The sequence below is a fragment of the Gordonia sp. AC31 genome (assembly GCF_031844505.1).
Taxonomy (GTDB): domain Bacteria; phylum Actinomycetota; class Actinomycetes; order Mycobacteriales; family Mycobacteriaceae; genus Gordonia; species Gordonia hongkongensis.
The window spans coordinates 23,466-42,691 of sequence record NZ_JAUZVK010000013.1; the positions used below are offsets into that span (position 1 = coordinate 23,466).

General features: G+C 68.6%; 19 protein-coding genes. 14 read left to right on the forward strand and 5 right to left on the reverse strand.

Features of this window, described 5'->3' with window-relative positions:
• Window positions 1-75: 75 nt before the first annotated feature.
• From Q9R39_RS16020 to Q9R39_RS16045, 6 genes are all read left to right on the forward strand, one after another.
• On the forward strand, window positions 76-981 hold the full coding sequence (locus tag Q9R39_RS16020; RefSeq protein ID WP_311277771.1) for a TIGR03621 family F420-dependent LLM class oxidoreductase: 906 nt from the start codon (window positions 76-78) through the stop codon (window positions 979-981).
• Between the two features lie 71 nt (window positions 982-1,052).
• Window positions 1,053-1,688, forward strand: a complete 636-nt coding sequence (locus tag Q9R39_RS16025) for a DUF4178 domain-containing protein (protein WP_068970516.1) — start codon at window positions 1,053-1,055, stop codon at window positions 1,686-1,688.
• 59 nt (window positions 1,689-1,747) lie between these two features.
• Window positions 1,748-2,296, forward strand: coding sequence for a DUF2617 family protein (locus tag Q9R39_RS16030; RefSeq protein WP_068970517.1), 549 nt, complete (start codon window positions 1,748-1,750; stop codon window positions 2,294-2,296).
• Window positions 2,293-2,826 (forward strand): DUF4247 domain-containing protein, encoded by a 534-nt coding sequence (locus Q9R39_RS16035; protein WP_137808566.1) that lies wholly within the window; start codon window positions 2,293-2,295, stop codon window positions 2,824-2,826. Before Q9R39_RS16030 ends, Q9R39_RS16035 begins: the two co-directional genes overlap by 4 nt.
• Before the next feature lie 57 nt (window positions 2,827-2,883).
• Entirely contained in the window at window positions 2,884-3,309 is a 426-nt protein-coding gene (locus tag Q9R39_RS16040; protein WP_068970523.1) for a DUF350 domain-containing protein, read from the forward strand.
• A 100-nt stretch (window positions 3,310-3,409) separates the two neighbouring features.
• Window positions 3,410-4,939 (forward strand): polyamine aminopropyltransferase, encoded by a 1,530-nt coding sequence (locus tag Q9R39_RS16045; protein ID WP_159371808.1) that lies wholly within the window; start codon window positions 3,410-3,412, stop codon window positions 4,937-4,939.
• Here the strand turns inward: Q9R39_RS16045 and Q9R39_RS16050 are convergent.
• Window positions 4,933-5,883 (reverse strand): SDR family NAD(P)-dependent oxidoreductase, encoded by a 951-nt coding sequence (locus Q9R39_RS16050; RefSeq protein WP_311277772.1) that lies wholly within the window; start codon window positions 5,881-5,883, stop codon window positions 4,933-4,935. The genes Q9R39_RS16045 and Q9R39_RS16050 overlap by 7 nt on opposite strands.
• 81 nt (window positions 5,884-5,964) lie before the next feature.
• Between Q9R39_RS16050 and Q9R39_RS16055 the strand changes: the two genes are divergently transcribed.
• The 7 genes from Q9R39_RS16055 to Q9R39_RS16085 all read left to right on the forward strand — a co-directional run bounded on the left by Q9R39_RS16055 (window position 5,965) and on the right by Q9R39_RS16085 (window position 12,969).
• Window positions 5,965-6,558, forward strand: a complete 594-nt coding sequence (locus Q9R39_RS16055; RefSeq protein WP_159370013.1) for a TetR/AcrR family transcriptional regulator — start codon at window positions 5,965-5,967, stop codon at window positions 6,556-6,558.
• The gene (locus Q9R39_RS16060; RefSeq protein ID WP_311277773.1) at window positions 6,551-7,741 is read left to right on the forward strand and encodes a histidine kinase; all 1,191 of its coding nucleotides are present in this window, start codon (window positions 6,551-6,553) and stop codon (window positions 7,739-7,741) included. The genes Q9R39_RS16055 and Q9R39_RS16060 overlap by 8 nt, the downstream gene beginning before the upstream one ends.
• 79 nt (window positions 7,742-7,820) lie before the next feature.
• Window positions 7,821-8,636, forward strand: a complete 816-nt coding sequence (locus Q9R39_RS16065) for a LytTR family DNA-binding domain-containing protein (protein ID WP_065630124.1) — start codon at window positions 7,821-7,823, stop codon at window positions 8,634-8,636.
• Window positions 8,629-9,027 (forward strand): hypothetical protein, encoded by a 399-nt coding sequence (locus Q9R39_RS16070; RefSeq protein WP_065630123.1) that lies wholly within the window; start codon window positions 8,629-8,631, stop codon window positions 9,025-9,027. Before Q9R39_RS16065 ends, Q9R39_RS16070 begins: the two co-directional genes overlap by 8 nt.
• The gene (locus Q9R39_RS16075) at window positions 9,024-10,787 is read left to right on the forward strand and encodes a cation acetate symporter (protein ID WP_226512369.1); all 1,764 of its coding nucleotides are present in this window, start codon (window positions 9,024-9,026) and stop codon (window positions 10,785-10,787) included. Before Q9R39_RS16070 ends, Q9R39_RS16075 begins: the two co-directional genes overlap by 4 nt.
• Before the next feature lie 173 nt (window positions 10,788-10,960).
• Window positions 10,961-11,317 carry a DUF485 domain-containing protein gene (locus Q9R39_RS16080; RefSeq protein ID WP_058251329.1) on the forward strand — a complete coding sequence of 119 codons (357 nt, stop codon included), beginning with the start codon at window positions 10,961-10,963 and terminating at the stop codon, window positions 11,315-11,317.
• Window positions 11,318-11,343: 26 nt separating this feature from the next.
• The gene (locus Q9R39_RS16085) at window positions 11,344-12,969 is read left to right on the forward strand and encodes a cation acetate symporter (protein ID WP_065630162.1); all 1,626 of its coding nucleotides are present in this window, start codon (window positions 11,344-11,346) and stop codon (window positions 12,967-12,969) included.
• An 89-nt stretch (window positions 12,970-13,058) separates the two neighbouring features.
• Here the strand turns inward: Q9R39_RS16085 and Q9R39_RS16090 are convergent, their stop codons facing one another.
• The 3 genes from Q9R39_RS16090 to Q9R39_RS16100 form a co-directional block, all read right to left on the reverse strand.
• Window positions 13,059-14,441, reverse strand: a complete 1,383-nt coding sequence (locus Q9R39_RS16090; RefSeq protein ID WP_165630640.1) for a PQQ-binding-like beta-propeller repeat protein — start codon at window positions 14,439-14,441, stop codon at window positions 13,059-13,061.
• Window positions 14,442-15,029: 588 nt separating this feature from the next.
• Window positions 15,030-16,442 (reverse strand): amidase, encoded by a 1,413-nt coding sequence (locus Q9R39_RS16095; RefSeq protein ID WP_058251331.1) that lies wholly within the window; start codon window positions 16,440-16,442, stop codon window positions 15,030-15,032.
• Window positions 16,443-16,465: 23 nt separating this feature from the next.
• Entirely contained in the window at window positions 16,466-17,080 is a 615-nt protein-coding gene (locus tag Q9R39_RS16100) for a TetR/AcrR family transcriptional regulator (RefSeq protein ID WP_068970598.1), read from the reverse strand.
• 87 nt (window positions 17,081-17,167) lie between these two features.
• Between Q9R39_RS16100 and Q9R39_RS16105 the strand changes: the two genes are divergently transcribed.
• Window positions 17,168-18,421, forward strand: a complete 1,254-nt coding sequence (locus Q9R39_RS16105; RefSeq protein ID WP_058251333.1) for an MFS transporter — start codon at window positions 17,168-17,170, stop codon at window positions 18,419-18,421.
• Between the two features lies 1 nt (window position 18,422).
• Here Q9R39_RS16105 and Q9R39_RS16110 read toward each other — a convergent pair whose 3' ends face one another.
• Window positions 18,423-19,049: a TetR/AcrR family transcriptional regulator gene (locus tag Q9R39_RS16110; RefSeq protein WP_058251334.1), complete on the reverse strand. Its 627-nt coding sequence runs from the start codon at window positions 19,047-19,049 to the stop codon at window positions 18,423-18,425.
• Window positions 19,050-19,226 lie beyond the last annotated feature (177 nt).

Below are 19,226 nucleotides of genomic sequence, written 5' to 3' on the forward strand. Positions count from 1 at the left end.
TGCGAGTGCAAGGCTGGTTCAGGTGTCCCCGTCGGCGGCGTGGTCGGCCGCCGCGACGCTGACTACGTTGAGGACATGTCACTCGCCTCCAGGGAGTTCAGGTTCGGGGTCAACATGCTCGCGGCCGACACCGCGTCGTCGTGGCAGACGCGTGCCCGATCGGTCGAGGAACTCGGCTGCGACGTCCTGCTCGTCCCCGACCACCTGGGCATCCCGAGCCCGTGGCCGGCACTGGCCGTCGCGGCCACCGCGACGCAGCGCCTGCGCGTCGGCCCGTTCGTCCTCAACGCCGCGTTCACCAACCCCGCGCTGCTCGCCCGGGACGCCGCCACCGTCGACCGGTTGTCCGACGGCCGCGTGGAACTCGGACTGGGCACCGGCTACGCCCGGGAGGAGTTCGACGCAGCCGGGATCGAATACCGGTCCGCGGGCCGGCGCGTCGATCACCTGTCGGCGACCGCCGCCCGCGTGACAGAGCTGCTCGCCGACGAGGATCATCAGCCCCGACCCGTGCAGCCGAGGATTCCGCTCCTGCTCGCCGGCAACGGCGACCGCGTGCTGACGATGGCCGCCGGACACGCCGACATCGTCGGCTTCACCGCGGCCCGAACGGGACCCGACGGCGATCTGGAACCGCTGTCCGCCGGCGATTTCGACGAACGGGTGGCCTTCGCACGCGCCGCCGCCGGGGACCGCGCCGTCGAGGTGGAGTGGAATCTCCTGCTACAGATCGTCACCGTGACCGATGATCCGACGGCGGTGGCCGACGAGCTCATCGCGAAGCACGAACTGTCGATGAGCGCCCAGGAGTTCCTGGGCCTGCCGTCGGTGCTCATCGGATCGGTCTCCGACATCGCCGCCCGCCTCGTCGACCTCCGGGAGCGGACCGGGATCAGCTATCTCACCGTGCTCGAACCCGCGCTCGAGGTGTTCGCCCCGGTGATCGCGGAGCTGCGCGCCGTCGACGCCGGAGGGCGGTGAGGCGGTCACGGTCATTCGCACCCCCGACGACCGACGTCCCGCAAGCTGCCGGTCGACTAGGGTCTACAACCGTGGAATTCCTGCTGATCATCATCGTGGCGCTGCTGGCGATCATCGCGGTGGTCGTCATCTTCAACTTCCTGGGCAATCGGCGGGCCCGGCAGGCCGAGCAGGACGCCCTGCGTGAGCGGACCTATCGCCCCGGCGATCCGTTCTCGTCGGCCGACGACGATTCCGTCTACGGCGACCCCCGCGATCTCAAACCCGGCGATCTCGTCGAACTGCGCGGTCAGACCTACGCGGTCCGGGGCACCCTGCGCCTGACGCAGGACGGCTACACCTGGACCGAGAACTTCCTCGACACCGGTGTCGGGTCCAAGGCCTGGATCTCGGTCGAGGACGATCCCGACCTCGAGGTCGTGCTGTGGCACGAGGTACCCGGTGCCGCCGTCACCCCCGGCCCCGACACCGTGGAGCTCGAGGGGCGTCGATACCAGTCGGAGGAGGCGGGCTCGGCGCGTTTCACCTCCGCGGGGACCACCGGCGTCGCGACCTCGGGCCGGATGGCCTATCACGACTACCAGGCCGGCGACGACCGTCTGTCCTTCGAGGACTACGGCAGCGGCTGGGAATGCGCCCGCGGCGAACTGTTGTCCCGCGCGGACTACCGCATCTACCCCACCAACCCGGCTCCGGAAACACCCTGACGGCGGCCCCGACGCCCGCCCATCCACACGACGCCCTGAGCACGGAGACCCCACACCGCATGACCGAGAATTCCGAACATCCCGGCGACCCCGCCGCGCAACTCGCGGTGGCCTACGCCGACACCAGCGCGAGCCAGCTCGGCTTCTCGCTGAGCGCACCCTTGCAGGAGCCCCTGGCACAAGAGGATCGCGAGATCGACGGCATCACGGTGTCGGTGCGGTTGCTCGGCGCGAGCCATCAGGTACTCGTCGAGGACGGGGTGCAGCGGATCTGCGAGACCGTCGCCTGCCTGCCGGAGGTGACCTCGGCACTGCCGGAGAGTTTCCAGGAGAGCGGTTACTACTTCAGTTCCCGTGTGGAACAGGTGAATCCCGACCAGCTCGCCGCCCTCGTCGAACAGCTGAGCGCCCGCGTCACCGAACAGCTGGCCACCGGACACCCGTGCGTGATGGGACGGTTCCCGGGGGAGCCGCACGCCGTCACCGCGATCGTGTCGGAGTCCACCGATGACTCCATCAGCTGGCACACCTGGCACACCTATCCCAAGGCCGCCGAGGTCGTGATCACCTCCAGCAGGATCGACCGCGGTCCGGTGGCCCGTCCATGACCGGGCAACCACCGCCCGGCGGCCCGCCGGACCCACGCCGTCGTCTGAACAAGACCCGCAACATCATCATCGGCGTGATCGTCGTGCTCACCATCTTCGCGCTGATCGGTGCGTGCACCGCGCGAGTTGCCCGTGGCGGCGGAATCGGCGGGTCGGCGCGCGACTACATCACGCAGAACTACGAGCGCGACACCTCCCTCGACGAGGGCGACGTCGACGCCTATGTCGCCGACGGGACACCGGAGCAGGTCGCGGCCGAGATCCGCGACGCCGAACGTCCCAGCGACCAGCGGAGCGGCGCCGCCGGCGCGGGCAACATCGCCGGCACGCAGTTCCTCCAATACCCCGACTACCTCGTCGGCCTGTTCCCGCTGGCGGCCGGCGCCACCCGGGTGATGCTCAGCCGGGATTACCGGTCGGGGTATCACCACTACCACCCCTACGTCGGCGCGTTCTGGGTCCCGACCCCCCGCTATGCGGGTAGCGGCAGCGGAAACCGCGGCGGCGGGAGCGGTGGTGGCGGTAAATGATCGTCGTCCGTCCGGCACGTGCCATCGAATTCGTCCGACCAACCAACGGAGAAGACCATGCTCGCTGATATCGCTGAGAACGCCTACGCTGCAGGCGCTTACGCCGGTGTCGGCGTGATCCTGATGATCGTCTCGTTCGGCATCCTCGACCTGCTCACGCCCGGGAAGCTCCGTTCGCAGCTGTGGACGGACCGCAACCGCAACGCCGGCATCCTGGTGGGTTCCAACATGCTCGCCGTCGCCGTGATCGTCACCGCCGCCATCGTCGCGAGCGAGGGACGACTGCTCGAGGGGCTCACCTACACCGCGGTGTACTCGGCGATCGGCCTGGTCGTGATGGCGGTGACCTTCCTCGTCATCGACCTGCTGACCCCCGGCAATCTCGGCGAGTTGCTGGTCCACCCGGAGAGCCACCCGGCGGTGTGGGTGCAGGGCGTCGCACACATCGGGGTGTCGATCATCGTGGCCGCCTCCATCCTGTGACCGGGTTCCCGCACTCCCCCGTTTGTCCGTGACCGGTCACGACTCCGCTGCCGCCGATGCCGAACCGGTGACGACCGAACCCGTTCCGGACGTGCTGGCGATGCGACCGCGATTCGCCCGCGCCGGACTGCTGGCCGTCGTCTTCGTCTGCGCCGCCTGCGGGTTGGTGTACGAGCTCGCGCTGGTCTCGCTCGGCTCGTTCCTGATCGGCAACACCGCGACGCAGGCGTCGATCGTCCTCGCGGTCATGGTCTTCGCGATGGGCATCGGGTCACTCGCCGCGAAACCGCTCCAGCCACAATCGGTCACGGCCTTCGCGGTCATCGAACTGCTGCTCGCCCTCATCGGCGGATTGTCGGTGATGGCGCTCTACGCGGCGTTCGCCTACCTGGAGTTGTACACGCCCGCCCTCGTCCTGGTGGCCTTCGTGCTCGGCATCCTGATCGGTGCCGAGATCCCGCTGCTGATGGTTCTGCTGCAACGGATTCGACGCCAGGAGGCGGGTTCGGCGGTCGCCGACATGTTCGCGGTCGACTATATCGGCGCCCTCATCGGCGGCCTGTGCTTCCCGTTCCTGTTGCTGCCGTTCTTCGGCCAGTTGCGGGGTGCTCTGGTGGTCGGGCTGGTCAACGCCGCGGCCGGCTGCTTCCTCGTCTTCGTCATCTTCCGCAAGTCGTTGTCGCGCACCCAGATGGGTGTCCTCTCCGCGTCGGCCGTCGCCGTCGTCGCCGTCCTGATCGCCGGCCTGCTGCTGTCCGGCCGCTTCGAGATCACCGCGCGCCAAGCGCTGTACCGCGATCCCATCGTCGCCGCCGAACGTAGTGCGTACCAGGACATCGTCATCACCGAGAACCGTTTCGGCGCAACGGCCGACACCCGCCTGTACCTGAACGGCGACCTGCAGTTCTCCTCGGTCGACGAACATCGCTACCACGAGACGCTGGTGCATCCGGCGATGTCCGGGAACCACGACTCCGTGCTGATCCTCGGCGGCGGTGACGGACTCGCGCTCCGCGAGGTGCTCACCTACCCCGACGCCCGCGACGTCACGCTCGTCGAACTCGACCCGGAAATGATCCGACTCGCCCGGACCGACGAGCGTCTCACCACGTTGAACCGGGGATCGATGACCGACCCCCGAGCCGAGGTGATCGCCGCCGACGCCTTCTCCTGGCTGCGCGGCACCGACCGCCGGTTCGACGTCATCATCGTCGACATGCCCGACCCCGACGACTCGGCCACCGCGAAGCTGTACTCCACCGAGTTCTACGCGATGGTCCGGGCGCATCTCGCCGAGGCGGGCCGCACCGTGGTCCAGGCCGGGTCCCCGTACTTCGCGCCGAAGTCGTTCTGGTGCGTGGCCTCGACCATGCGCGCGGCCGGACTGGACCCGACCCCGTACCACGTCGACGTGCCGGCCTTCGGCGACTGGGGATTCCACCTGGCCGGCGCCGGGGGCAGGGTGACCCCGACCGTGGCGGCGCCCGGCCCCCTCCGGTTCCTCAGTCCCGAACAGTTGGCGGCGGCCACGGTTTTCCCGCTCGACCGGCAGCGACTGGATCTGCCGCCGTCCACCCTGATGGATCCCCGGATCCTGCGGTACGCACAGGGCGAGTGGGCGACCTACTGACGCCGCAACGCCTCCGCGCGCAGATACTCCAGGTGATTCCACAGGTCGCGCTCACGATCGAGGTCATGACTCTCCGCGGATGACTCCGACACCCGCCCGCGATCGATGTAGGCACCGGTAACCGCGTGCGGCACACCGTGAATCGTCTCGGCGAGCCGTCGACCGGCCGTCGGCACCCGATCGAACGGCCCGACCAGGGCCAGACCCGGCAGGACCCATCTGTTCGCAAGACGCTGCGGTGCGCTCGCCGCCCGGGCCAGGTCCGTACCGGGCACGTAACCCGGGTTGTACGAGACGATCTCGACGCCGTCGGGGAGCCGGCGTGCCCACTCGTGGACGAGATGGATGGCCGCCAGTTTGCTCGTCGAGTACGCGGTGCGGCCAGCGGCCGGACTCGAACCCCCGAACGCACCCGGCCGGAACAGGCGTGCCGGGCTCGTCCACCGCGGCGCGGGGACCATCCCGAGGTTGTGCCGGAGATCGCCGAAGTGCGTGTCGCTCACCGTGATGGTGATCCGGGAGCCACGGGTCAGATGTCCGCCGAGCTCACCGATCAGCAGGTGGTTCGCGAGTACGTTGACCGCGAAGGTCGCCTCCAGTCCGTCGGCGGTGACGTGGTCGTCGTCGAGGTACTGGATGCCCGCGTTGCCTGCCAGCCCGCGCAGCGGCGGCAGCGTCGCGTCGTCGAGCATCCGCCGGATCTCCGCCGCCGCCCTCATCGTCCCGGCGGTGTCGGCGAGATCGGTGTCGACGGCGACGACGCGCCCGGCGCCCTCGCCGAAGCCGTCGACGAACCCCGCGGGCCCGCCGCCGCGAGCGAGGACCAGGAGATGACATGACCGGTCCGTCGACACGATGGACCGGGCGGCGACCAGACCGAGCCCGCGGGTGGCTCCCGTCATGACCAGCGTCCAGTCCGGATTCGGGGTGAGTGGTCGAGTCATGTCGACTCCCGCCGCTTGAGTTGACGTTGTCAACACCAGAAGACGCCATTCGGTTGACGATGTCAACTGTAAGGTCGGGTGATGACCACGAGGGCGGAGAGCGCGGCACACACCAGGCAGGCACTGCTGGCCGCGGCGTCGGCACTTCTCGACCGCGGCGGGCCGGAGGCGGTGACCCTACGCGAAGTCGGCAGTGGCGCCGGGGTTTCCCGCTCGGCCGCCTACCGCCATTTCATCGGGAAAGAGGAACTGCTGGCGGCCCTCGCCACCGACGCATGGGCGGTCGTCGCTTACGGTCTCGACGCCATCGCCGCCGACCCGGAACTGTCGCCCGAGGATGCGGTCCGATCGGCGCTGCACGCGCTGTCAGACCTCGGACTGGGCCGGCCGCACCTGTACCGGCTCATGTTCGCGACCCCGGCCGGCACGCCGTCGATCCCCGCAGCGGCACGCGCTCAGGACGGCCTGGTGTCCCTCGTGGGCCGCATCGTCGGCGCCGATGCCGCGCGACACCACGCAGCGCTGCTCTTCGCGGCGGCCCACGGCCTCACCGACCTCGACACCCACGGCCATCTGCCGCCCGACAAGTGGCACGCCGATCGGCACACCCTCATCGACCTCGCCGTGTCGTCGTTGCCGCACACCACGGACGCCGATCGGGGCATCGATGTCTAGCGGCGTGACCATTGCTCTCGTTCTCCTCGGCGTGCTCGCGTGCGTCGGCGCAGTCGCGCTGATCCGCACCCGGCGCGTCGTGCGGACCCCGGCCGAGCGGGCAGTTCATCTGGCGCTGCACACCGCGTCGCTCGCCGCCCGCTCACTGCGCACCGGACTGTCGGCGGAGTCGGCTCGCGAAGCACTGCCGCACCTGCACACCCTGACCGGCGCCGAAGCGGTCGCACTGTACGACGGCGAACCGAGCCGCCTCGCCCACGAGCCGGATGGCGAGGCCATCTGGGACGCCGAGATGCTCGGCCATGCCGACCGTGCGGCGGCGTCCGCGCTGGGTGACCTCCGGCGCGTGCTGCTCACCGACCCCAGCGGCGCCGAGTCGCCCGTGCGCGCGCTGGTGGCCCAGCCGCTCCTCGCCGACGACGTCGGGGTCGGGGTCCTCGTGGTCGCCACCACGCGACGACCCGGACCCGGGATGCTCGGCGCCATCGCCGAAGTCGCGCGGTACGCGTCGAGCCAGATCGAACTCGCCGACCTCGACGCATCCCGCGCACGGCTCAACCGCGCCGAGGTCCTCGCCCTGCGCGCGCAGATCAGTCCGCACTTCATCTACAACGCGCTCAACACCATCGCCTCGTTCGTGCGGACCGACCCCGACCGGGCGCGCGATCTCGTCCTCGACTTCGCCGACTTCACCCGCTACTCGTTCCGGGCCGCCGGCGAATACACCGTGCTGGCCGACGAGCTGCGGAACATCGACCGCTACCTCACCCTCGAACGAGCCCGCTTCGGCAATGCCCTGGACGTCAAACTGCATGTCGCACCGGAGGTCCTGAACGTCGTCGTGCCGTTCCTCGCCTTGCAGCCGCTCGTCGAGAACGCCGTCCGGCACGGTCTCGCGTCGAAGGGCGGCGGCACGATCACCATCGTCGCGGCCGACGAGGGCACCGACTGTGTCATCACGGTCGAGGACGACGGCGTGGGCATGGAACCGGAGCTCCTGCGCAGCGGCGCTCTCGACGCCCTCGACCACAGCGAGGGTGCCCACGTGGGCCTGACCAACGTCGACCACCGGCTCCGCGCCGCGTTCGGCAACGACTACGGCCTCGTCGTCGAGACGGCGGTCGGCGCCGGCACCAAGGTGGGGATGCGTGTCCCGAAGTTCCGCGCGGGCATCCGGGCGTGAAACGCAACGCCGGAGTTCCGGCAGTGCCCGAACTCCAGGGCGGTAAACTGCGGGCTGTCGTCGAGGCGGGAGGTGTTCCATGACCGCACTGGTCGTACTCGCGGTCGACGACGAACCACCAGCTCTCGACGAGCTCGGCTACCTGTTGAACCGGCAGGACGACGTCGCCGAGGTCCGCTCCGCGTCCGACGCCACCGGCGCCCTCCGCGAACTCAACGAGCACCGCATCGACGCGATCTTCCTCGACATCAACATGCCCGGCCTGTCGGGACTCGAACTCGCCGGCGTCCTCGCGAAATACGCCTCGCCCCCGGCGATCGTGTTCGTCACGGCCCACGACGACCGGGCCGTCGACGCCTTCGAGGTCGGAGCGGTCGACTATCTGCTCAAACCCCTACGCGAACAACGTCTCACCCAGGCGGTCGACCGGGTCCGCGCGAGCCTCGACAGTCGGGAGCGTGCACCCGAGCCCGCGCAACCGACCGTTCGCCCGGAGCGTCGCGCCGCATCGGACGAGGTCATCCCGGTGGAGATGAGCGGCGTGACCTCGCTCGTCCGGCGCGATTCGATCTCCTGGGTCGAGGCCGTCGGCGACTACGCCCGACTGCACGCCGACTCGGGCGCACACCTCGTCCGCATCCCGTTGTCGACGCTCGAATCCCGCTGGCAGGAGACCGGATTCGCCCGGGTACACCGGTCCTACCTCGTCGCGCTGCCGATGGTCACCGGATTGCGGACGGTCGGCGGCGGCACGGTGGTGTGCGTCCGCGCGAACGGCGCGTCCGAGGCCGTCGAGCTGCCCGTGAGCCGCCGACAGGTCCGCGAACTCAAGGACCGCCTCATCCGGGACCCGCTGCGCCAGTACCGTTCCCCCACCGCACGGGACGATGGCTGAGCACCCGCCTCAGCGCGAACGGGTGGTGCTCGCCTCCCGCCGCGGGGCGCGAATGGTCCGCACCCGCGTCGAGGTCCAGGAACAGACCGAGGTCGGCGACGCGCTCGTCCGCGGCCTCATGCGCGCCCAACTCGGTCTCGGCCTGCGGCTCGGGGGCGCCCTGCTCGCCGTTGCTGCCGCCATACCCGTTGCCGCCTGGGCGTTTCCGGGGATCGCCGACGCCGGCGTCTTCGGGATTCGACTCATCTGGCTGATGCTGGGAGTACTCGCCTTCCCACTCCTGTATCTGACCGGACGGCTCTACGTCCATCTCGCCGAGCAGGCCGAACGCGACTTCATGGGCCTCGTGGATGACGATCTGTCCGACGCACCCGAACCAGGTCCGCCGTGACGACCGACGTCCACGCCCTCACCGCGATCGGCCTGTTCGCCGCCGCCATCGCCACGATCGCGGTCGGCGCGTGGGGCGGCCGCTTCTCCCGGACCACGTCGGACTTCCTGGTGGCGTCGCGGAGCGTCGGCTCGCGCTGGAACGCCGCCGCGGTGTCCGGTGAATACCTGTCGGCAGCATCGTTTCTCGGCGTGGCGGGCCTCATCGCGAAGTACGGTGCGGACGCACTCTGGTACCCCGTCGGGTTCACCGCCGGCTACCTGGGCCTGCTGCTGTTCGTGGCCGCACCCCTGCGCCGTTCCGGGGCCTACACAGTGCCCGACTTCGCCGAGTTCCGCCTCGCCTCGCCGGCAGCGCGGAAGACCGCGATGCTCGTCGTGGTCGTCGTCTGCGTGCTGTACCTCATCCCGCAGTTCCAGGGCGCGGGACTCACCCTCAACATCCTTCTCGGCGCACCGGTGTGGGCCGGCGTGGTCGGCGTCGGACTGATCGTGATCGTGAACGTGGTGGGCGGCGGCATGCGATCGATCACCTTCGTGCAGGCCTTCCAGTACTGGCTCAAGCTGACCGCGATCGCGGTCCCCGCGCTCGTCCTGATCGGCGTCTTCGCCCAGGACCCCACTCGCGTCGGCGAACCCGCGCCGCCGCGCATCACCACCGCGACGACCGTCGACGTGACCACCGACGTCTCGGTCACCGTCGCCGAGACCACCGGCGTGCGGGTCACCGGGACGCTCGACGGGGTCGTCGTCGACGACGCGCCGGTGGACACCACCGGACCCCACGTCATCTCCGCGGGCTCGACGATCTTCCTCGACGCCGGTGCGGCCACTCCGGTCGTCGCGGGCGCGCCGGCACAGAACGCGGACTGGATCGCCCCCGGCGGGGGCTTCGGCGGCAGTCACCCGCTGTACCAGGTGCTGTCGCTCATCATCGCGATGTTCCTCGGCGTGATGGGTCTGCCCCACGTGCTGGTGCGCTTCTACACCAACCCCGACGGGCGATCGGCGCGGCGAACCGCGCTGGCCGTCATCGCACTGCTCTCGTTGTTCTACCTGTTCCCCATCCTGCTGGGGGTGTTCGCACGGCTCTATGTCCCCGAACTGCTGATCACCGGCACCGCCGACGCCGCGGTCCTGTTGCTGCCGAGCGCGGCGGTTGGCGGGATCGCCGGTCAGATCCTGGCCGCGCTCGTCGCCGCCGGGGCGATCGCCGCCTTCCTCGCCACGTCGTCGGGACTGCTGGTGTCGGTCGCCGGGGCGCTCGCCACCGACCTGCTGCGCGGCCGGGTGCGCGACTTCCGGGTGGCCGCGGTCATCGGCGGACTGATCCCGATCGGCTTGTCGCTGGCCGCCGCGTCCCTGGAACTGTCCCGGACCGTCGGGTTGGTGTTCGCCGTCGCCGCGTCGACGCTGTGCCCGCTGCTGGTCCTCGGGATCTGGTGGCGCGGACTCACGGCCGTCGGCGCGATCGCCGGACTCGTCGTCGGCGGCGCGTCGTCGGGGTCGGCGACGATGCTGGCGATCGCCGGGGTCGTCGACGACGACGTGCTGGGCGGGTGGCTTGCGGTCGTGATCGGCTACCCGGCCGCTGTGACGGTCCCACTCGCGTTCGGCACGATGGTGCTGGTCAGCAAGGCAACCCGGGGACGGGTACCCGTCGACCTCGCACGGACCTTTGCCCGGATGCACGTCCCGGAACGCGTCGGGATGGGGCTCGATCGCACCCCGGGACGGGCCCCGGACGAGCGGGCGACCTGACCGTTCGGACAGGTGACCGTTCGCCGCTCGTCGGATCTCACCGACCGTCCGGCGCACGGACCGCGGGTTTCGGCGTGTGACCCAGGCCACCCGATTGTCTGTGATCTGCACCTCATTCAGGCTGACTTCCGTAGAGCCATCACACATGTGGCCACGTCACCCTGGGAGGAAACGTGTCGACCGTCGACCAACCACCACCGGCGCCACACGCGCCGACCGGCGAAGAGTTCATCGAGATGCAGGCCAGTCCGGAGTTCCAGGAGCTGCGGCGGACGCTGCGGAAGTTCGTCTTCCCGCTGACCGCGTTCTTCCTGATCTGGTACGCCCTCTACGTGCTGCTCGGCGCCTTCGCGCATGACTTCATGGCGACCCAGGTCTGGGGCAACATCAACCTCGGCCTGATCCTCGGTCTGTTGCAGTTCGTCAGCACCTTCGTCATCACCGGCATGTACGTACGCTTCGCCAATCGCAATCTCGACCCGAAGGCCGAGGCGATCCGCAACGAGATGGAAGGCGGGCCCGCACTGTGAACACCACTGCCGTACCCACCACCGACGTGACCGTCCTCGCGGCGACCGTCGGCAGCCCGGCCGCCAACATCGCCATCTTCGCCGCGTTCGTCGCGGTCACGATGTTCGTGGTCATCAAGGCCAGCAAGAACAACAACACCGCCGCCGACTTCTTCACCGGCGGTCGCGGCTTCTCCGGACCGCAGAACGGCGTCGCCATCGCCGGCGACTACCTGTCGGCGGCCAGCTTCCTCGGCATCGCGGGCGCCATCGCGGTCTACGGCTACGACGGCTTCCTCTACTCCATCGGGTTCCTCGTCGCGTGGCTGGTCGCGCTGCTGCTCGTGGCGGAACTGCTGCGCAACACCGGCAAGTTCACGATGGCGGACGTCCTCAGCTTCCGCCTCAAGCAACGCCCGGTGCGTCTGGCCGCGGCGATCTCCACCCTCGCGGTGTCGCTGTTCTACCTGCTCGCCCAGATGGCCGGCGCCGGCGGCCTGGTCGCGTTGCTCCTCGACATCGAGGGGCGCCTCGGCCAGTCCATCGTCATCGCCGTCGTCGGTGCGCTGATGATCGTCTACGTGCTCATCGGCGGCATGAAGGGCACCACCTGGGTGCAGATCATCAAGGCCGTCCTGCTCATCGCGGGTGCCGGCATCATGACCGTCATCGTGCTGGCCAAGTTCGGCATGAACCTGTCGTCGATCCTCGGTGCGGCACAGGACGCGGTGACCGACTCGACCAGCGAAAAGGTCGCCGCGCGTGACGTTCTCGCTCCCGGTGCCCAGTATGGCGGGTCCCTGACGAGCCAGATCAACTTCATCTCGCTCGCCATCGCGCTCGTCCTCGGCACCGCGGGCCTCCCGCACGTGCTGATGCGGTTCTACACCGTGCCGACCGCGAAAGAGGCTCGCAAGTCGGTGGTCTGGGCCATCGCCCTCATCGGCGCCTTCTACCTGTTCACCCTGGTTCTCGGTTACGGAGCGGCCGCCCTGGTCGGACCGGACAAGATCCTCGACGCCGCCGGCGGACAGAACTCGGCCGCACCGTTGCTCGCGTTCGAACTCGGTGGCGTGGTCCTGCTGGGCATCATCTCGGCGGTCGCCTTCGCGACGATCCTCGCCGTGGTCGCCGGCCTCGCCATCACCGCGTCGGCGTCGTTCGCCCACGACATCTACGCCTCGGTGATCAAGCGCAACAAGGCAAGTGAGGACGACCAGGTCCGCGTCTCGCGATACACCGTCGTGGTCCTCGGCATCGTCAGCATCGTCCTCGGCATCCTCGCCAACGGCCAGAACATCGCCTTCCTGGTGGCGCTGGCCTTCGCGATCGCCGCGGCCGCGAACCTGCCGACGATCGTCTACTCGCTCTACTGGAAGCGGTTCAACACCCGCGGCGCCCTGTGGAGCATGTACGGCGGCCTGATCTCGACGATCGTGCTGATCGTCTTCTCCCCCGCCGTCTCCGGGTCGTCGACCGCCATGATCTCCGGCGCCGACTTCGCCTGGTTCCCGCTGGCCAACCCGGGCATCATCTCGATCCCGCTGGCCTTCGTCCTCGGCATCGTCGGCACGCTGACCAGCCCGTCGGACAACGGCACCCCGGAACGCAACGCCGAGATGGAGGTTCGCTCCCTCACCGGCATCGGGGCCGAGAAGGCCGTGCAGCACTAGGTCATTCGCAAACCCACCCCTGTTCCGTGAACCCACTGCCTTGCAAGGCGGTGGGTGTGCGGAACAGGGGTGGATTTGTGGGGGCACGCTCAGCTATCCGGGCGAAGTGCCGCCACACTCACCGGTGAGCTGAGATCACCGGGATCGCCGAAGCATGTGACCAGCACGGCTCCCGGAACGGGTACGACGCCACCCAACGTCTGCCCGCACGGCGACGGTACGGACGCGATCGAACCGCCCGGGTGGATCGTCGTCAGGTCGTACCGCCCCTGGTTCTCGAGAGGTCGCTTCAGTTGGGCCGTCACCACGGAGTCGTGCAGAAGAACCCAGCTCTGCGACTCCGGGATCGGATCGCGTGGCCAGTCGGTACCTTTCGGGATCGTGACGCGGGTCGACGAGCGAGAATCCAGATGTCCGATGACTACCGCCCCGGGCTGGTCGAAGTACATACCCCAGGACGGCTGCGCGTTCACATGGATCCCCGTCATCCGGCGCCCTCGAGCATCTGAACCCCACCACCATCTGTCCACCGGCTCGTGTCCGCCGTTCGCTATGGAGACCACCAATGCCCGGGGGACGTCATCGAGGTCCCACAGGTGAGCCACGAACTCGGAGTCGCCTGTCTCGCCGACGCTGACGTCGAACCGCTCGTCCGCCGCCGTGATTGCGATGCGATGGGTCCGATCCGCTCCGGTCAGGGCGTCGAAGACAACGACCTTCACATGACCCCTGTCAGGAGTCACATAGACCACATGATGACCGGCAGCGAAGACCGAGCGCGGATGCGGGTTCGGTTCATCACGTCCGGTCGGCGGCGACACACGTCGCTGCCATCTGACCTCTCCGCTCCGAGGTTCGAGAACTGCCATCTCGCCGTCACGGATCACAGCCACTGGCTGATCGACGCGTCCGGCGCGTGGTACGTCGGAAATCAGAATCCACGGCGAATCGTTGGTCCAGAGGACCTGTCCTGTCATCGCATCGATCCCGGTCGTGAAATACCCCACCCGCCCTGCGCGGGCGTAGTCACAACCGACCACGACCACTGAATCGGTTCCCGTTCCGGTACTGGTGACGCGATCGAACCCTCGCTCAGCGCAATTCGCCGCTCCGACGCCATCGGGAGTGAGGCTCCACCGTGGTCGGCCCGTCGTGCCGTCGTAGGCGACCAGGATGTCATCGACGACTGCGGCGAAGCCCGGGCCGGCCGGGGTGATCGACCAGGGATCGACATCATCCACTCGGTAGGCTGGTTCCCCGGTGACCGAAGGCGGCACTTCGGGAATCCGAATGGCGTCGGCCCCCGTCGCTCCACTGCGCTCGAACGGCATGAGACCGATCGCCAGTGTCACGACGAGAGCGACAACGGCGATTGCGCCGACCTCTCTTAGAGACAATCGATCTCGTCGAAACGTCGCCGCGACCGCGGCGACGAGCAGGCACGCCCACGCCGCCAGGACCGTTCGTACCACGTCATGTCCGCCCGGGCCTCCCGTCAGCGCCGCGATGGTATCGACCGCCTCGGATCGGACCGAATAGGCGAGGCAGACCCCCGAGACCAGGGCCGACCCGATTGCCGGACCGCGACCGACGAAGCTGAGCAGTACGACACCAATCACGAGCGACAACCCGAGTGATACTCCGAGCACGAGTGTTGTTGCGGCCCATTGTGGTCCGGTCCAGAATCCGTCAGACACCCGACCCGACGGAGCCCGTTGAACAAACGCCAGCCCGGAGAGGACGATTCCGGCAACCGCGGAAACAGTAGTCACGTAGCCGGCGAAGCGGGATGCGGCGGACGACCTTCGATAACTTCCGCCCACCGTGACGCCACAATGTCCGGCGCTGATCGTCTCGGACTCTTGCGCCATCCCATGACCGTTCATCCCACCCCCGTCGACTGAACTCATTCGGTGCTGCCGGGCAGACTATCGGAGTTCGGCATCTCGGTCAGTCGCGCGTCCCCAGGCCGACCAACACTCCCGCGGCGCAGTTTCCGTCGTGCTTATAGGATCCAATAAGCGCGACGGAAACGTCACCGCGGGAACGAATTACGTATCTCAGGCGTCCTGAATCCGCGCGAACGGCCGGGCCGCCTCGAGTTCGAAGGCCAACTCGAGGAGGGTGCGTTCCTGGCCGAGGTCGGCCGCGAAGTGGATGCCCACGGGCATGCCCGATTCCGTCTGTCCCAGCGGCAGACTGATCGCCGGGGTGCCCGCGGTGTTGTTGGCCGGGGTGAAGGCGATGAACCGGGTCAGCCGGCCCATCGCCTCGTCGAAGTCGAGTGCGGGATCGAGGTATCCGATCTCCGGGGTCGCGTGGACGACGGTCGGGTTGAGGACCACGTCGAAGGTGTCGTGCAGTCCGCGGATCGCGGCCGTGGACCTCCGCAGCCCGCGGACCGCCCCGGGCAGCCGGTAGAAGTGCCGGAGCGCGCCGCGCGAGAGCCCACGGGTGAACGAGTCCACCTGGGAACGGTCGAAGCCCTTGTCGACCACCCGTTTTCCGAATCGGTCCAGCGCCAGTGCGAGCAGTGACCAGTAGTCGATGAAGTCCCGGACGTAGTCCCGGTCCACCGGCAGCGGCACCATCTCGGTGCGATGTCCGAGGGACTCGACCAGCTCGGCGGCCTCGGTGACACACCGTTGTGTGTCCCGGTCGAGCAGCGAGCCGGTCAGCGGCTCGGTGATCAGCGCGATCTTGAGCCGTTTGGTCCCCGGCCCCTCGACCAGCCCGACCGGCGGCATCCCGGGCGCGGGCCGGAAACCCTGTGTGTCGGCGAGGAATCGGGCGGTGTCGCGCACCGATCGGCTGACGATCCCGTTCGACACGAGGTCAATCGGCGCGTCCCGTGTCTCTTTCGACGCCTCGACGCGCCCGCGACTCGGCTTCAGTCCGACCAGCCCACAGATGGCGGCGGGGATGCGAATCGATCCGCCACCGTCGTTGGCGTGGGCGATCGGCAGTGCACCGGCCGCGACGAGCGCCGCGGAACCACCGGACGAGCCGCCCGACGAGTAGTCGGTGTCCCACGGGTTGCGGGTCGGCTCGCGGTCGACGAACTCCGTCGTCGAGGTCAGCCCGAAGGCCGGCATCGTCGACGCGCCGACCACATTGACGCCGCTCGCCAGGAACTGATTGGTGAACGCCTCGTTGGCCTTCGCCGGTCGTTGGGGCACCGCAGCCGAACCGTGACAGGTCGGCAGCCCCGCGAGGTCGGTGTTGTTCTTGATGATCGACGGCACCCCGATGAACGATCCCAGCGGGAAGTCGTTGTCGACCGCGCGTTTGCGCGCACGCTCGCGATCGTCGAAGGCGATGGCGTTGAGGTGCGGGTTGACGGCATCGATCCGCGCGATCGCGGCCTCGACCGCCTCGGAAGCGGAGATCTCTCCGGATGCGATGGCCTGGGCGACGCCGACCGCGTCGTGCTCGCCGAGTGCGTCGTCGGTGAACGCGTGAACGTGTTTCATTCCCGGGACCCTATCGTCTCGGCCTACCTTCTCGGCGCAGCTCCGATCATCGACAAGACGTCATCGACCAGGCCGGCGGCATGATCGGCGTCGAGCTCGAGTCCGAAGACCGCATGGTGATACAGCGGGGCGATCACGTGGTCGAGCACCTGTCGGACCGACGGCGTGGGTTCGCCGCGGTCCCGCGCCCGCGCGATCATCTGTTCGGCGTGCCCACGCCGGATCTCCCAGCAGGGGCAGACCTCGACGATGTCCTCGCGCGCGGCGACCATGGCCCGAAGGTAGGCGCGGCGCTTCGGGCGTGCGATGTCGGCGGCGATGATCTGCGCCCACTCGGACAGGTCCTCGGCGAGAGTGCCGGTGTCGGGCAGGGGTTCGCCCTGCGTCAACGCCGCAACGGCGACCTCCCCGAGAAGCGCGTCGATCGTTCCCCAGCGTCGATAGATGCTGGTCGGATTCACCCCGGCGAGTTCGGCGACCTCGGGGATCGTCATCGTCTCGCGGCGTCCGGCCCCGACGAGCTGACCGACTGCCGTGTAGACCGCCGATTGCACGCGCGCGCTACGACCACCTGGACGACGGGTCGGCGAGGCGGGAGCACCAGAAATCGGGCTGTCGGGGGTGCGGGCCGTCGTCATGGAAGCCATTATTGCAAAGCTGATTGCTTTTGGAACGCAGTCCGGGCTAGTTTCTGAATGCAAACCTGTTTGCTTTAAGGAGACCTCGTGGCGCCACTGCACCCACATCGCGCGTTCTGGCTGATCGCGGCGACGTACATGATGGTCCTGTTCGCGTCCGCGGCACCGTCGCCGCTGTACCCCGTGTATCAGGAACTGTGGGGATTCTCCGCGCTCACACTGACGCTCGTGTTCGCGGTGTACGTGGTGACCATGCTGGTGAGCCTCCTGACGGTCGGGTCTCTGTCCGATCATGTCGGCCGGCGGCCTGTCCTCGCCGTCGCGCTCGTCCTGCTCATCGCGAGCATGGTGCTGTTCGTCGTAGCCGAGGACGTCGGCACCCTACTCGCCGCGCGCGCCCTGCAAGGCCTGGCCACCGGCGCGGCGATGGGCACCTTGACCGCGACGACGGTCGATCTGCAGCCCTCGGCCCGTGCCGGATCGACGATCGTCGGCGCAGCCCCGGCGGTCGGCCTGGCGAGCGGCGTCGCCGTGGCCGGGGTGCTCGTCGAGTACGCACCCGCACCCCGCGTGCTGATCTACGAGATCATCCTCGGCCTGTTCGCCGCACTGCTGATCGCACTTCTCGTCGTCCCGGAGACCCGCGAGCGAATCGGCTTCGATTCTCGACGGCACCTGGCCGGCACGCTCGCGCCGCAGGTGCGCGTGCCTCGCGAGGTCCGCACGGTGTTCCTGGCGTCAGTTCCCGCGCTCGTCGCCACCTGGTCGCTCGGCGGCCTGTATCTCTCGCTCGGGTCGTCGGTGGTCTCCCGTGTGTTCGGTGTGGGCAACCACGGCGCGGCGGGCGCGATCCTGTTCGTCTTCTTCGCCTGCGCGGCCGTCACGTCCCTGTTCATCACCGATCGCTCGTCGACGATCAAGGCTGCGTACGGATTTCCCGCACTCGCCGCCGGCGTGGTGATCTCACTGGCCGGGGTCCTCATCGAATCCCTGCCCTTCTACATCGTCGGTTCGATCGTGGCCGGCTCGGGCTGGGCCGCCACCTTCCTCTCCGCGATGGACAACATCACCGCCGCGACACCTCCCGCGATGCGCGGTCAGGTCTTCTCGTCGGTGTTCGTGGCGAGCTACCTCGCATTCAGCGTCCCGGCCGTGATCGCCGGGATCGTCGTCTCGCACATCGGTTTGCGCGACACCATCATCGGCTACGTCGGTTACGTTCTCGCGATGGTGATGATTGCGGCGGTATTCGCGGTGACAGTGCGCCGCCGGGCAGCATCCGCAGCCCGGAACGCAGTCGAAGTCTCTCCGTCGCAACCGGAACCGGCATGCAGGGGCTGAGTCACCCGCCGACGGGCGGTCGCCATCCCACCATCCGCGTGGCCAGCTCCGCGTAGAAGCCCCCCATCTCCTCGGGCGAGAGTGACCCCCCGTCGCGATACCAGCGCGCGACATCGATCCCCATGGACAGCATCGCGTTGGTGGTGGCGAGCGAGTCAGCGACATCGAAGTCCCCGCATGCGATCCCGGCTTCGATGATCTCGCGCACCCGTCTGGTGATCTCGCGACGCATGGCCATCACCGTGTCCAGATGGTCGGGCGCGAGGGCGTTGAGTTCGTAGTTCACCACCCGACCCCCCACGTGCTCGCGCGCGTGGTGCTCGGTGAAGGCGTGGAAGATCGCCCGCAGCCGGTCGCCGGGGGACGCCGACGGATCGTCGGCGTCGTCGATCGCCGCGAGAATCGCGCGATGCCCGGCGTCGGAGATCTCGAACAGCAGCTCCTCCTTGGAGCGGAAGTGCACGTAGACCGCCGCCGAACTCATCTGCGCGCCGTTGGCGATGTCTCTCGTGGTCGTCCCGTTGAACCCCTTGGCGGCGAACGCCTCGACGGCGGCGCGCAGGAGCCGGGCCCGGGCGGCCACGGGCCGGACTTCGGGCGTCGGATCGGCAGACGGGCCCACGGTCACCTTCTCGGAACGGTCGGACTGGTCATCGCGACGAGCCCGTGATTGACAGCATCCAGCCCGCGCGGCATAGTGCAACCTATCACTAAGCAAGCGCTTAGTCATTCGTGGCTCGGTTGGGTTTCCCCAGCTTGGGTGCACACGGCAGAGGTCCCCAGTTCGACCACACCGCCCGGGGTA

Coding starts and splice junctions, on each gene's coding strand:
- Q9R39_RS16095 (WP_058251331.1), bottom strand. CDS start 16,442: ATGAAACACGTTCACGCGTTCACCGACGACGCACTCGGCGAGCACGAC.
- Q9R39_RS16035 (WP_137808566.1), top strand. CDS start 2,293: ATGACCGGGCAACCACCGCCCGGCGGCCCGCCGGACCCACGCCGTCGT.
- Q9R39_RS16055 (WP_159370013.1), top strand. CDS start 5,965: ATGACCACGAGGGCGGAGAGCGCGGCACACACCAGGCAGGCACTGCTG.
- Q9R39_RS16070 (WP_065630123.1), top strand. CDS start 8,629: ATGGCTGAGCACCCGCCTCAGCGCGAACGGGTGGTGCTCGCCTCCCGC.
- Q9R39_RS16020 (WP_311277771.1), top strand. CDS start 76: ATGTCACTCGCCTCCAGGGAGTTCAGGTTCGGGGTCAACATGCTCGCG.
- Q9R39_RS16060 (WP_311277773.1), top strand. CDS start 6,551: ATGTCTAGCGGCGTGACCATTGCTCTCGTTCTCCTCGGCGTGCTCGCG.
- Q9R39_RS16050 (WP_311277772.1), bottom strand. CDS start 5,883: ATGACTCGACCACTCACCCCGAATCCGGACTGGACGCTGGTCATGACG.
- Q9R39_RS16045 (WP_159371808.1), top strand. CDS start 3,410: ATGCGACCGCGATTCGCCCGCGCCGGACTGCTGGCCGTCGTCTTCGTC.
- Q9R39_RS16065 (WP_065630124.1), top strand. CDS start 7,821: ATGACCGCACTGGTCGTACTCGCGGTCGACGACGAACCACCAGCTCTC.
- Q9R39_RS16030 (WP_068970517.1), top strand. CDS start 1,748: ATGACCGAGAATTCCGAACATCCCGGCGACCCCGCCGCGCAACTCGCG.
- Q9R39_RS16040 (WP_068970523.1), top strand. CDS start 2,884: ATGCTCGCTGATATCGCTGAGAACGCCTACGCTGCAGGCGCTTACGCC.
- Q9R39_RS16100 (WP_068970598.1), bottom strand. CDS start 17,080: ATGACGACGGCCCGCACCCCCGACAGCCCGATTTCTGGTGCTCCCGCC.